This window comes from Peribacillus frigoritolerans (assembly GCF_040250305.1).
In the GTDB taxonomy this organism is placed as follows: Bacteria; Bacillota; Bacilli; order Bacillales; family DSM-1321; genus Peribacillus.
On the sequence record NZ_CP158190.1, the window covers coordinates 2,120,559 to 2,133,941 of the forward strand.

Genomic DNA, 13,383 nt, shown 5'->3' on the forward strand with positions numbered 1-13,383 from the left:
GGGGAATATGGTTCCAACATCTAAGTTGAAGCTTACGTTGGAAGGCATGCCAGTTTGTGAACAAAAATAAAGAAGAGGAGGGATTCATATGCGGTGGGTTGTTCTCATTCTATTATTCTTTGGAGCCGTCATCAATTTTGCAGATAAATCGATCGTAGGTCTCGCAGCTGTTCCCATCATGAAGGAATTCAATCTTACCTATGCGGAGTGGGGTCTTGTTGGAAGCAGTTATTATTGGCTATACCCAGTAACAGGGATTTTTGGGGCAGCATGGGCTGATCGGCTGGGGGCTAAAAAAGTGCTTGGGTTCATCATGCTGACATGGACCGTTTTGCAATTCGGGGTCTTAGCCATCACTGCTCTTCCATTATTAATTCTATACAGGATTTTGCTGGGTGCATTCGAAGGGCCTTATAGCCCAATTGCTTACAGTCATGCCGATAAGTGGTTTCCGCCAAAACTGAAAGGCTTTGCCAATTCGGTAGTTGTTGGCGGAGGAACCGTTGGTGCGATGATCGTGGCACCGATCCTCGTTTCCTTAATTACGATATTCGGCTGGAAGGTTGCCTTTGCAGCACTTGGTGCAGCAAGCCTTGTTTGGTTCTTCCTCTTTCAATTTTTAACAAAGGAAAATCCGGTTGAAGTATACGAAAATGTACAAAAGAAAAAGAAACAAAAACTGGAAAAAATAAAAGTGAAAGACTTTTTGCTGCTATTGGCTTCACCTACTGCTTTGTTTACTACGCTCGCTTATTTTTCAACGTATATTTTAGTTGTTTGGTTTTCTGTTTGGCTCCCGATTTATTTAGTGGAAGCCGTAAAAATGTCTCCAGGTCAAATGGGAACCAGCGTTGCGATAATCGGAGTCGTTTCCGTATGTATTTATATGGGTGTTTCGATGGCTTCCGATCATTTATTCAAGAAGAACCAGAATTGGCGATCATCAAGGGTATTCGTCGTCGCGGGCGCCATGATTCTTGGTGCATTGTTCTTTTCCTCAATCATGGTATTTCAAAATCCAATCTGGGTGATAGTCGCCATGTGTTTAGCAAAGGGCCTTACATATGCCATCTTACCGATCGGACCAACGATCATGATCAATGAAATGCAGGAGCGGGGGGGATTGATGACTAGCATCTTAACATCATCAGGAAATCTAGCGGGAATTGTTGCGCCTCTATTAACTGGCTATATCATAAGTTTAGCTGGAGGAAATCAACTATTAGGTTATAACCTTTCGATATTGTTCATGGCAATCCTTGTCCTGGCTTTTGGCATCCTGTTTGCGATATTCGTTAAACCGGCCGGGAAACTTAAAAATAAAAGGTCTGATAACTTTGACCTTAAGTCCTCATAAGCAGGGTCGAACCTGCTAACATTCAATGAAACTAGTGAAGAGAAGGAATGCCTTCAAATAATGGTGTGAATATAAGGAAAAGGAGCGGATGGGAAATGAATAGAGATGCTGTCATAGTTTCTGCAGTTCGAACAGCAATTGGAAAGCAGGGAGGTGCACTTGCATCGGTTCCTGCCCATGTATTTGGAGCAGAAGTGATGAAAGAAGCCTTGAAACGAGCGAATGTCGAACCTCGAATGATAGATGATGTAATCATGGGGAATGTGTTAAGCGGGGGTGGAAACATTGCCAGGTTAACTGCACTCGAAACTGGCCTCTCGATTCATCTTCCGGGACTGACTGTCGACCGTCAATGCGGCTCGGGAATAAATGCTGTCAACTTGGCTGCACAAGCAATCCGGGCTGGCGAAGGCGATGTCTATATCGCCGGTGGGGTCGAGAGCATGAGCAGGGCGCCATACTTGATGGACCGACCGGAAAAACCATACAGTTCAAAGCCACCGCAGTTCAGAAAGTCCCGGTTGTCCCCGAAAGCGATCGGCGATCCCCCGATGGGAATCACGGCTGAAAACTTAGCGGAAAAATATGAGGTCAGCAGGGAAGAACAAGATGAATTCGCTCTGCAAAGCCAAAAAAATATGGCCAGAGCCGTGGAAGAGGGCCGTTTCAATGAGCAAATTACGCCTATTTACATTCCCGTCAGAAAAGGTGACGATATCGAATTTAAATTGGATGAACATCCACGACCGCAAATAACGAAAGAGGGGCTAGCCAAATTATCACCTGCTTTTTTAGAAGGCGGGTCCGTGACTGCAGGCAATAGTTCGGGATTGAATGATGCCGCATCAGCATTGGTCATCATGTCGAGGGAAAAAGCGGTGGAATTGGGGATTAAGCCTTTAGCGACGATCAGGGCACAGGCCGTTGCAGGGGTAGATCCAAATTATATGGGAATAGGACCTGTTCCAGCTATAAGAAAGGTAATGGATAAATCAGGGCTTTTCTTAAATGAAATGGACATCATTGAAATTAATGAAGCATTCGCCGCTCAAGTCATTGCTTGCAATAGGGAGCTTGATATGAATCCCGCCAGAGTGAATGTGAACGGGGGAGCCATTGCACATGGACACCCACTAGGTGCGACGGGTGCCATCCTCATTACGAAAGCGGTTTATGAATTGAAGCGTTCTGCCGGAAGGTTTGCTCTTATTACGGCTTGCATTGGAGGCGGACAGGGAATTGCTACGATAATTGAACGTGAAGCTTGATTTTGTAAGTGTGTTTAGCCCGTTAAATGGTTAGAAAACACAGCATTCAGCTCTATATGCCCTATTAAGAAAACTTGTACAATGGCTGCTATACATGAACAGACCTAAGGAGGAAATAAACTCATGACAATCACTTTAACCAAGGAAATGCAGCAAATGAAGGAAATGATCCGTAATTTTGTTGAAAGGGAAGTGGAACCCTACGCCATACAAATTGAAGAAGAAGATGCCATCCCTGAGCATTTGGTGGAAAAAGCAAAAGACCTTGGCTTATTCGGGATAAGCATCCCCGAACAATACGGTGGAATTGGCTTAAATTCGGTGGGAAAGGCTACCGTATTAGAGCAGTTAGGAAGGACACATAATGGTTTCGTTTCATTAATAAGCGCTCACACCGGGATTGGAAGTACAGGTTTGGTTAAGCTTGCATCCGAACATTTGAAAAATAAATACTTGCCAGAAATGGCAGCAGGCACGAAAATTGGTGCCTTTGCTTTATCTGAACCCGGAGCGGGATCGGATGCAACCAATTTGGCAACAAGTGCAGAAAAGAAGGGTGATTACTGGGTGATGAACGGGACGAAACATTTCATCACGAATGGGCCGATTGCTGATGTTTATACAGTATTCGCTCTAACGGATAAAGATAAAGGGGCAAAGGGAGGGATTACAGCTTTTTTAGTAGAAAGAGATTTTCCTGGTTTGACTGTCGGCAAAAAGGACAAAAAAATGGGGTTGAGAGGATCATATACCTCACAGGTCATTTTTGAGGATTGTATCATACCCGAAGAAAATGTGATCGGCGAAGTGGGAATGGGATATATCTCTGCCCTTAAAATTTTAGCTGAAGGGCGGGTCGGATTGGCTGCAAGAGCAGTGGGGTCAAGTGGTAAATTAATTGAATTATCAGCCAAATATGCAAAAGAGCGCATTCAATTCGGTAAACCAATCGCAGACAACCAAGCGATTCAATGGATGCTTGCTGATATGGCAACCGAAACGGAAGCGGCAAGGGCATTGACGATGATGGCGGCACAAAAGATTGATGAAGGAAAAAAAGTGATCAAGGAAGCGTCTATGGCAAAACTGTTCGCTTCAGACGTTTTTAATCGGGTGGCGGATAAAGCGGTTCAAATTCATGGCGGAATGGGATATATGGCCGAATATCCAGTTGAACGTTTTTATCGGGATGCCCGCATAACGAAGATCTATGAAGGAACGAATGAAATCCAACGTTTAATCATTGCTAGGAATGTCTTGGAAGAGTGTTAAGTGTTTACTGTTTTATTCGGGCAGGTAATCTTTTGCCCAGGTATCCGGATTTTAAGGGGGAGGAACGAAATGGGTGAAGATATCGTGATCGTGAGTGCTGTACGAACACCAATTGGAAGGTACGGTGGTGCATTTAAAGAGATCAGTTCCGGTCATTTGGCGAGCATTGCCATTAAAGAAGCGATCAAGCGGGCGAATATTGCAGCTGAACAAGTGGATGAAGTCATTTTCGGGGAAGTTAGGCAGACGACCGAATCCTCGAATGTAGCGAGAGTTGCAGCACTGCGCTCAGGAATTCCGGATTCGGCACCGGCTTTTACGGTAAACCGCTTATGTGCATCCGGGATGCAGGCCATTACCTCAGCAGCGCAGCAAATAAGCTCAGGTCAAGCCAATATAGTCGTTGCCGGCGGTACGGAAAGCATGAGCCGCGCACCTCTTTATTTAAGAAGTGCCCGTTTTGGGGGAGACAGGACTAAGCTAGTGGATTCAAATACTGAAGCGGGACAGCAGCCTCAAGAAATTTATGGAAAAGGTTTGGGGATGGGAATCACCGCTGAAAATGTGGCACAGCGATACAACATTTCCAGAGAAGAACAAGATGCCTTTTCAGTGGAAAGTCAACGAAGAGCGGCGAAAGCGATAGAAGAAGGAAAGTTCAAAGATGAGATTGTTCCTGTTCAAGTTTCTGACAGGAAGAGTACGGTTACGATTGAAACGGATGAATATCCGCGCCCGGACACCACAATGGAAAAACTTGCAGGCTTAAAACCGTCATTCAGGGAAAACGGAACAGTCACTGCCGGTAATGCTTGTGGCCGTAATGACGGGGCAGCAGCATTGGTATTAATGAAAGCCAGTGAAGCGGAAAGGTTGCAAGTACAGCCAATCGCAAAGATTGTCGATTGGGCGACTGCCGGAGTTTCTCCTGAAGTGATGGGAATTGGTCCAGTACCAGCAGTTGGAAAACTTATGGAGCGTACCGGAAAAAAAGTTGAAGATATTGGGCTTTTCGAATTAAATGAAGCGTTCGCTTCACAGGCGTTGGCAGTAATCAGAGATTTATCGCTAGATGAAAACAAGGTTAATGTAAATGGGGGAGCCATTGCACTTGGGCACCCAGTCGGATCGACGGGCGCCCGGATCGTGACAACGCTAATACATGAACTGATTCGCAGGAAAGAAAGATATGGCGTTGCTACACTTTGTGTTGGCGGCGGACAGGGAATGGCTATCATGATTGAAACGATATAGGTCAACGATAAAGGAGTGGAAACCCCATACGTTTCTGCTCCTTTCCATATTAAAGTGAATTGCGCAAAAGTGAGGGGGAGGAAGATTGCCTGTTGAAGTGGAGGATATTAGGAACCAATTCGAAAGTAGTGCATTCTTTTCACATATAGGGTTTGAAATCATTCGATTTGAAGAAGGGAATGTAACGATAAAGTTAAACATTGAAGAACATTTACTTAATGTTAATGGAACACTGCACGGGGGCATTCATGCCACCATGCTGGATACCATTCTAGGAATGGTGACTCGTTCCGTCACCAAATCTAAAGTCGTGACGACAAGCTTAACAGTACATTATTTAGCCAGCATATCGAGCGGGGAATTGTTTGCGGAAGCAAAGGTCCTTCAAAAAGGATACAAAATTGCCTTTACTGAAGGAGAAATAAAAGATCCTGAAGGCAACATCATTGCAAAGGGTACAGGAATTTTTAAAATCATTCGTGATAAATGAGGCAAGGATATCAAGTCGGCTGACAAGTGACTATGCTCCATTTTAATAGAAAAGAATGAGGTGTGAAAAAATTGACTAGAGCTTGGCATGGATTTTATCCGAAAGAAACTCCTGCTGAAATTGACATTCCAACATTGTCATTATATGGACTCCTTGAACGTTCAGCCCAACTTTACCCAACCTGCAAAGCCGTAATAGATGGGGATCGGGAAATGACATATATGGAATTAAAGGATGCCTCAGATCGTTTTGCTGTGAATTTAGACAACCGTGGATTTCAAAAAGACGATCGTATAGCAATCATGCTGCCAAATTGTCTAGAATATATCATTGCCTATTATGCCATTCATCGTTTGGGAGGTATGGTCGTTCAAGTGAACCCGCTGTATCAGTCGGGTGAATTGGATTATATATTACGGGATTCAGAAGCCAATTGGTTCATTGGGCGTGAGGAACAGCGGGAAAAATTAGTGCTAACAAGTTTTTCTGATAGGTTAACGTTCATATCAGCCGAGCAATTAATGGAAACTGGAACGGATTTATCAAGGAAAGATAAGAAACTTCCTGCCCTGGCTATAGACCCCAAGGAAGCTGTGGCTGTTCTTCAATATACAGGAGGGACTACAGGGAAATCAAAAGGGGTCATGCTCACGCATTTTAATTTGATCTCGAATGTACTTCAAGACTTTGCCTTCACGGCAAATGCGCTTCAACTCCAAAGGCCTGGCGAACGGATGCTTGGCTTGACCCCATTATTCCATGTGTTTGGTAATGGACGATTGAATAGTGCCATATATGCCGGATCAATTTATATCACATTAGAGCAATTTGAAATAAATAAGGTGGTAGATTTGATTCGAACACATCGGCCAACCATTTTTCCTGGTGTCCCGACCATGTATATTGCTTTACTGAATCACCCGGATTTAACGGCGGACGATTTAAGCTGCTTAAAGTACTGCAGCTGTGGTTCTGCCCCGCTCCCGATAGAAATCATTCAACAGTTCGAAAAAAAATTACGGGTTACAATATTTGAAGGTTTTGGAATGTCGGAAACTTCCCCCACTACCCACCGCAATCCAGTCATAGGACAGAAAAAACCAGGAAGTATCGGAATTCCATACCCTAATACCGATGCTAAAATCGTCAATCTGAAAACAGGTATTGATGAATTGCCAGCAGGAGAAACAGGCGAACTGATCATTAAAGGTCCGCAAGTAATGAGGGGATATTGGAAAAATCCAGAGGCAACGGCAACAGCTTTGCGAGATGGATGGCTTTACACTGGGGATATCGCGACGATGGATGAAGACGGATATTTTTATATCGTAGGCAGGAAGAAAGATATGATCATTGCAAGCGGTTATAATGTTTATCCAATTGAAGTCGAGGATATTATTTATCAGCATCCAGCCGTAAAAGAGACATGTGTATATGGAGTACCGGATTCATACCGAGGGGAAACGGTAAAAGCGGTTATAGTCTTAAAAAGAGGAAAGTCAGTCTCGGAGCAGGAAATCAGGGAGTATTGCATGCAACGATTGGCCAGATATAAAGTGCCGCGAAGTTTTGAGTTCAGGGAGCAACTGCCAAAATCAGCTGTCGGGAAAATATTGCGTAGAATATTAATGGAGGAAGCAACGCAGAGCCCTACTGCCGGGGAGAGATAAGCATAACAGTTATCGTAAGGGAGCTCAGATGAAACCTTAAATAAGTGAAACCTTTTTTCGAGGTTCCCCTTATTTAGGGTTTATAGACTATAAAACTACTTTCCTTTTAGGGGAATATCAAATGAAGTCCCATCCACCAATAATTCATGAGACTCACCATCCGCTATATCATCGGTAGTGAATGAAAAGGAATCGAGCCGATCTAAGTTTGCCTCGGGATCAACCAATAAACCAATTGTGCCTTTTCTCAATTCTCCTGGTTGGTAATCTGAACGACTTACTTTTTTTGTCCCTATAAAAGTATCCCCCGAATGGATGAAATTTTTAGAAGGCACATCATATGTAAGATCATCATTGAAAGTAACATTTTCCATGCTGAAGAACTGAAGTTCCTTCGAGTCCTTATTTTCAACAGAATAAGTTATCTCTAGAAAAGAAACCTCTTCATCGATATCCGTTTTAGACAACGCCGCCTGTTGATCGATTTCCTCCATGGATAAATTCTCTTTATAATATATCGAATAGGCCTCTTCAAAACTCAATCCCGTATAGGCCTTGAGCTCCTCCTTTGTTTCATCTGTAAGTGATGATAATTGAATCCTGCGGATATCCTTGACTGTGATGACCATGGGTGCCAATTCAAATGACTCATTAATAGACTTCGTTTCTAGTAATGTGAATGTTCCCCAATTTTTTTGGTGAACCTTATCGCCGACTTTTTTTAGATGGATCCCGCCATATTCCTCTACCTCAGGAATTTTGGATTCCTTGGCTTCCGCATTTTTCCCTTTTTCGGTTTTCTCGCTCTTGAAAAAATTGAAGGCAATTACACTTAAACAAATAAGCAATAATCCAACTATTGCTGAAATGATCCAACTTTTACGAATACTTCATCACTCCTTGTCTTAAACCATTGATGTCAAAGAATAATATACCATTTTTTTTGCATATGGTGGGATTGGGTATCTGAAGAAATTAAAAGGCAGGAGCCCAGTAGATTTTTCTGGGTACATGTCCTTAAGGCTGCTTATTTAAATAAAATGTCTAACTTTTTGGGTTCACTGGGACGAGGTTACATATCGTATGCCAGCTACCATTCAGTTAACTATAGTCCCCCCTTGTTCAGGACATTAATTTTGAACTTAAACAAGAAAAGGTACTCGGTCTCGTTGGGGAAAGTGGCAGTGGTAAAACCGTTACAAGTATGTTCATCTTACAGCTACTTGAATGGTTAGTTATTTTCCTATTAATATTTCATCTTAATAGAAAAAATCCTATTCAAAATTCAAGCAAATGGCCAACTGGATAAAGGGAGTTTTAAACTAACGGGGTTTATTTGAAGTGAATATAATGTACGAAGATATAGTATCCTCTAGTGGAAATGGAATGGAGAAAGATCAAATAAATAACTGACTGCTCAAAAAACGTAATTCGGTCCATTAACAGACATTTACTTTTAATATTTTGATAGTTAAAGTTATAAACAATAATAAAAACTTACTATTCAGTATTATTTGAAAATAGGTGGAGGATGAATGAATACAAAAGTATTAGTTATAGGTCCTTTAGATTTAGTAGAACTAGTGTTTACCATCGGCCAATCGTACTCCGACATTACCATGTTCCCTGCACCGTACAAACATGAACAGGAAACAATAGATGTGATAAAAAAAAGAGTCGATGAGGCGGATGTTTTATTCTTTTTAGGCACCATCCCTTATCAAATAGCAAAGAATCAAAATATTACTAAGCCTATGGTTTTTATTCCTTCAACAGGTACATCTTTGTATCGTACTCTTTTTAAGATCATTACAGAAACCTCATTTAATCCAATTAAGGAACCGTTGAGGATTAGTATAGACACATTGCCAACTAGAGAAGTAAAAGAATGTTTGGAGGATTTAGAAATATATCCAGAAAAGCTGTTTCTGAAATCCGATCAAAAAGCAGATGAATTGGTTCATTTTCATTATGAACTATGGAAAAATAATCAAACTCAAGTGGCCGTTACATGTGTTAAATCCGTATACGAATCGTTAAAAGGGCTAGGGGTGCTAGTATTCAGGGTTGTCCCTACTATGTCTGCTATTCGAACTAGCCTGAATAATGTTCTTTTAGAAGGGAAGGCCCTGCTTCAAAGCGATACACAAATTGCAATTGGAATCCTGCATTTTAATAACTTGCTTTCTTCTTTAAAAAAGCCCATATCAGAATATGGAGAACAGCGAAAAAAGGCTGTACTGCAAAATCTTCTTATAGATTTTTGTGAAGAGGCCCAGGCTATTTTTGATTGGTCAGAACGAGATGAAGTGCGATTTATAACCACTCGGGGCGCCATTGAAAGGACTACCCATAAATATAAAAAAGCTCCGTTGTTAGATGAGATAGCCATGAAAATCGATGTAGAGACCACCATCGGAATAGGATTCGGACATACAGCAAACGAAGCGGAAGTGAGTGCTCGTAAAGCACTTATGAAAGCGAAAGTTAATAAACCGAGTTGCTTTGTGGTTGACATGGATGGAACTGTTTTTGGACCTGTTGGAAAAGATGGGAGATTGAAATATTCCTTGCGGAGTGATGATCCACATCTAATGAACTTAGCAAAAACAGCTGGACTCAGTATTGCAACCATAAACAAATTACTTTCCTTTTGTGAGTACTTTGGCAATAGATGCATCACAGCAAATGATCTTGCTAACGGACTAGGTTTAACCATTAGGAGCGCAAGGAGAATCCTGAATACCCTTGAAAATACGAATCTAGCTGTCATCGTAGGTGAGGAACAGCCCATACACCGGGGAAGACCCCGACAGCTGTATGAATTTCAATTTTCCAAGGAGTCAGTCAGATAGGATTTTTATTAGTCATTACGAGTGAAGAAAGGGGTAATTTTATGAGAATAGCAATCGGTCAGTTGGCCCATGAAACGAATACGTTTTCTCGAGTAAGAACGACAGTCGACTTATTTAAAGTCTGGGAATGGACCCAAGGAGAGGAACTTCTCGAAAGGCATACTGATGTATTAGATTATTTGGGTGGGATGATCAATCGGGGAGAAGAGTTGGGGATTGAAATTGTGCCGACCTTTGCAGCCATGGCCAATCCTTCAGGAACGATAACACAGGAAACGTTCCAAAAAGCAAAAAATCTATTAATATCTAGCATTATGAATTCTGGCAAACTGGATGGGATTTGTCTATTTCTTCATGGAGCAGGAGTAGCAGAAGGAATTGACGATATTGAAGGTGAAATTTTATCGGAATTAAGAAGCATTTTGGGATCAGAAATACCAATTGTAGTTGCTTTGGACCTGCATGGCAATATTACGGAAACCATGGTTAAAGAAGCTAATGTACTACTCGGCAATATAGATTACCCTCATACGGATTCCTATGAAAGGGGGACTGAAGCGATTGATTTAACTGCTCGCATCATTCAAGGGAAAGTAAACCCGGAAATGGCTCTAACGAAATTACCATTACTTATCCCTACTACAACCTCCTACTTTTCTCCGATTAAAGAAATCAATGAATGGTGCGAAGAATGGGAAAAGCATCCTGAGGTGCTTGATTGCACCTTATTTCACGGCTTTCCCTATTCAGATATCCCTCACGCAGGAGTTTCTGTAATTACCATTACGAATAATGAACCCTCTTTAGCACAAAAAATTTCAGATGATATAGCTGTTAGAATTTTTGAGAAGAAAGATGAATTTTTTCCTATATTACCGACACCAAAGAAAGCCATTTCATATGCTTTCTCCCGAACTGAAATGCCAATCATCATTAATGAAGCTTCTGATAACCCTGGTGCAGGTACACCAGGCGATGGGACCTTTTTATTGAAAGAAATGATTGAAGCAAACATTCCAAATAGCTGCTTTGGATTTATTTTTGATCCGGAAGTAGCAAAAATGGCCCATAAAGAAGGTGTGGGTTCCCTAATTCATGTCGAATTAGGTGGTAAAACAGATACATTACATGGTAACCCTCTAAAAATATCAGCTTATGTAAAAAGCCTTTCTGATGGCAAGTTTATTCAATCCTCACCGATGTGGAATGGAAGCAAAGTGAACTTGGGGAGAAGTGCAAGATTAACGGTTGGAAATGTGGATATCATTGTATGCTCTGTAAATTCACAGACGTTTGATGAACAAATTTTCCTCCTACATGGAATAGATGTTGAGAAATCAAGTATTGTTGGTTTGAAATCATCACACCATTTCCGGGCAGCCTTCATGCCTATTGCTAAAGAAATAATAACGGTTGATTCGCCAGGGTTAAGCAGTGCAAAGTTATCAACCTTTGATTACAAGAATATAACCAGACCGATTTACCCTTTTGATTCTATTTTGAATCATCTATTAGTCTAACTAACATAAAAAGGATGTGATCAAATGCTAGACGTGATAATAAAAAATGGAAGGGTTTATGATGGAACAGGGAACCCTTGGACTAAAACTGACATTGGAATAGAGGATGGGAGAATTACTATTATCGGGAATTTAAGCAGCGAACAGGCTGAGCAAATTATTGATGCCAATGGGTTGGCAGTTTCACCAGGATTTATTGATCCACATGTCCATTCCGATTTACTTTGCACCGTTCCGGAAGTTCATAAAATAAAGGCACTTCAGGGTGTGACTACAGAATTATTTGGACAGGATGGCATTTCTGTCGCTCCTGTATCAGAAGAAACAAAGCCGTTATGGCAAAAACAATTAAGTGGACTAAATGGCGATATTGGGGAGTGGCCATGGAATAGCATAGATGAATATTTTTCATTTCTAGAAAAGTCAAAAATAATAGGCAACGCAGCTTACCTGGTACCCCATGGCGCGGTTCGTTCCTTGGTCATGGGATTTGAGGATAGAGTGGCTACTAAACAGGAACTGGAAAAAATGCGTTTGCTGGTCGAGGAAGGAATGCGTATGGGAGCAGTAGGCTTGTCCTCAGGATTGGTATATCCCCCAAATGTTTTCTCCAATAAGGAAGAATTGATTGAAATATGTAAGGGTACCGCGAAATATGACGGCTGTTTCGTTGTCCATATTCGGAATGAAAGCATTCATTCTTTATCAGCTTTGGATGAAGTCATAGATGTTTCCAGACAATCCGGTGTAAGATTGCATATTTCCCATTTTAAGATAATCGGCCAGGGAAATAGGGATAAATTTAAGAAAGCACTGGACAAGATGAATGCCGCTAGACAGGAAGGTATTGAAATTACCTTTGATCAATATCCATATTCAGCCGCTTCAACCGTTTTTCATGCCATACTTCCACCTTGGATGCATTCAGGGGGAACGGAAGAAACGCTGATACGATTGAGTATTCCAGAAATCAGAAAAAGAATCTCAGATGAATTTAAAACAAACACAGAGTATGAAAATTGGGTTTTGAATTGTGGCTGGAAAAATATCATTATTACATCCGTTCAAACGGATTCTAATAAATGCTTAGAAGGTAAGAACATGATTGAAATTTCAGAAATTAGGCAACAATCCCCTGAAGATGCCGCATTTGATATTCTCATTGAGGAAAAAGGGAATGTAGCAATGGTTATTCATTGGGGCTTTGCGGAAGATGTTTTGCTGAGTATGTGTCATCCACTACAAGTGGTGGGATCGGATGGGATTTTTGGAGGTAAGCCGCATCCTCGATTATATGGGACATTTCCGAGAGTATTAGGCAAATATGTTAGGGAAGAAGGAGCTTTGACGCTTGAACAAGCGATTCGTCGAATGACAGGTGCTCCTGCGCAGTTAATGAGATTAAAGGATAGGGGGTTAATAAAAGAGGGATATCAGGCAGATATTGTTATATTTGATCACGAAATAATTAAAGATCGAGCTACATTTGAAGAGCCGCTATTAGAGCCTGAGGGCATACATGTGGTTTATATAAATGGGAAATTAACCGTTTATCATGGGGAATACACAGGAGCACGAGATGGAAAGGTAATTAGAAGGTTCCAAAGTTCAAAAATAGATAAAGTGGCAACATTTAGGATCGATAGATAATCCCTATCAATTCGCCTATGGAAAGAAAAATGAAGGATTAGTAGAAA

10 protein-coding genes and 1 pseudogene are annotated in these 13,383 nt (G+C 41.5%); 10 read left to right on the forward strand and 1 reads right to left on the reverse strand.

Annotation, left to right across the window (positions count from 1 at the left end):
• Positions 1 to 88: 88 nt before the first annotated feature.
• The 6 genes from ABOA58_RS10490 to ABOA58_RS10515 all read left to right on the forward strand — a co-directional run bounded on the left by ABOA58_RS10490 (position 89) and on the right by ABOA58_RS10515 (position 7,311).
• Positions 89 to 1,357, forward strand: coding sequence for an MFS transporter (locus tag ABOA58_RS10490; RefSeq protein WP_350302226.1), 1,269 nt, complete (start codon positions 89 to 91; stop codon positions 1,355 to 1,357).
• 95 nt (positions 1,358 to 1,452) lie between these two features.
• Complete coding sequence (locus ABOA58_RS10495) at positions 1,453 to 2,625, forward strand: thiolase family protein (protein WP_350302227.1); 1,173 nt, start codon at positions 1,453 to 1,455, stop codon at positions 2,623 to 2,625.
• Positions 2,626 to 2,748: 123 nt separating this feature from the next.
• On the forward strand, positions 2,749 to 3,897 hold the full coding sequence (locus tag ABOA58_RS10500) for an acyl-CoA dehydrogenase family protein (RefSeq protein WP_137018020.1): 1,149 nt from the start codon (positions 2,749 to 2,751) through the stop codon (positions 3,895 to 3,897).
• A gap of 69 nt (positions 3,898 to 3,966) precedes the next feature.
• Positions 3,967 to 5,151, forward strand: coding sequence for a thiolase family protein (locus ABOA58_RS10505; RefSeq protein ID WP_350302228.1), 1,185 nt, complete (start codon positions 3,967 to 3,969; stop codon positions 5,149 to 5,151).
• 85 nt (positions 5,152 to 5,236) lie between these two features.
• Positions 5,237 to 5,641, forward strand: a complete 405-nt coding sequence (locus tag ABOA58_RS10510; protein ID WP_350302229.1) for a PaaI family thioesterase — start codon at positions 5,237 to 5,239, stop codon at positions 5,639 to 5,641.
• 62 nt (positions 5,642 to 5,703) lie between these two features.
• Positions 5,704 to 7,311 (forward strand): long-chain-fatty-acid--CoA ligase, encoded by a 1,608-nt coding sequence (locus tag ABOA58_RS10515; protein WP_350302230.1) that lies wholly within the window; start codon positions 5,704 to 5,706, stop codon positions 7,309 to 7,311.
• 95 nt (positions 7,312 to 7,406) lie between these two features.
• On the opposite strand, the gene ABOA58_RS10520 is transcribed toward ABOA58_RS10515, so the two are convergent.
• Positions 7,407 to 8,159 (reverse strand): hypothetical protein, encoded by a 753-nt coding sequence (locus tag ABOA58_RS10520; protein WP_350302231.1) that lies wholly within the window; start codon positions 8,157 to 8,159, stop codon positions 7,407 to 7,409.
• Between the two features lie 263 nt (positions 8,160 to 8,422).
• Here ABOA58_RS10520 and ABOA58_RS10525 point away from each other — a divergent pair.
• From ABOA58_RS10525 to ABOA58_RS10540, 4 genes and pseudogenes are all read left to right on the forward strand, one after another.
• Positions 8,423 to 8,539, forward strand: a pseudogene (locus ABOA58_RS10525) (ATP-binding cassette domain-containing protein); the annotation flags it as partial.
• A gap of 307 nt (positions 8,540 to 8,846) precedes the next feature.
• Positions 8,847 to 10,166, forward strand: coding sequence for a transcriptional regulator (locus tag ABOA58_RS10530; RefSeq protein WP_350302232.1), 1,320 nt, complete (start codon positions 8,847 to 8,849; stop codon positions 10,164 to 10,166).
• A gap of 41 nt (positions 10,167 to 10,207) precedes the next feature.
• A complete protein-coding gene (locus tag ABOA58_RS10535) occupies positions 10,208 to 11,686 on the forward strand; it encodes a M81 family metallopeptidase (protein WP_350302233.1) in 1,479 nt (492 codons plus the stop codon).
• A gap of 24 nt (positions 11,687 to 11,710) precedes the next feature.
• Positions 11,711 to 13,336: an N-acyl-D-amino-acid deacylase family protein gene (locus tag ABOA58_RS10540; protein ID WP_350302234.1), complete on the forward strand. Its 1,626-nt coding sequence runs from the start codon at positions 11,711 to 11,713 to the stop codon at positions 13,334 to 13,336.
• The last annotated feature ends 47 nt before the right edge of the window (positions 13,337 to 13,383 follow it).

Coding starts and splice junctions, on each gene's coding strand:
- ABOA58_RS10490 (WP_350302226.1), top strand. CDS start 89: ATGCGGTGGGTTGTTCTCATTCTATTATTCTTTGGAGCCGTCATCAAT.
- ABOA58_RS10495 (WP_350302227.1), top strand. CDS start 1,453: ATGAATAGAGATGCTGTCATAGTTTCTGCAGTTCGAACAGCAATTGGA.
- ABOA58_RS10500 (WP_137018020.1), top strand. CDS start 2,749: ATGACAATCACTTTAACCAAGGAAATGCAGCAAATGAAGGAAATGATC.
- ABOA58_RS10505 (WP_350302228.1), top strand. CDS start 3,967: ATGGGTGAAGATATCGTGATCGTGAGTGCTGTACGAACACCAATTGGA.
- ABOA58_RS10530 (WP_350302232.1), top strand. CDS start 8,847: ATGAATACAAAAGTATTAGTTATAGGTCCTTTAGATTTAGTAGAACTA.
- ABOA58_RS10535 (WP_350302233.1), top strand. CDS start 10,208: ATGAGAATAGCAATCGGTCAGTTGGCCCATGAAACGAATACGTTTTCT.
- ABOA58_RS10540 (WP_350302234.1), top strand. CDS start 11,711: ATGCTAGACGTGATAATAAAAAATGGAAGGGTTTATGATGGAACAGGG.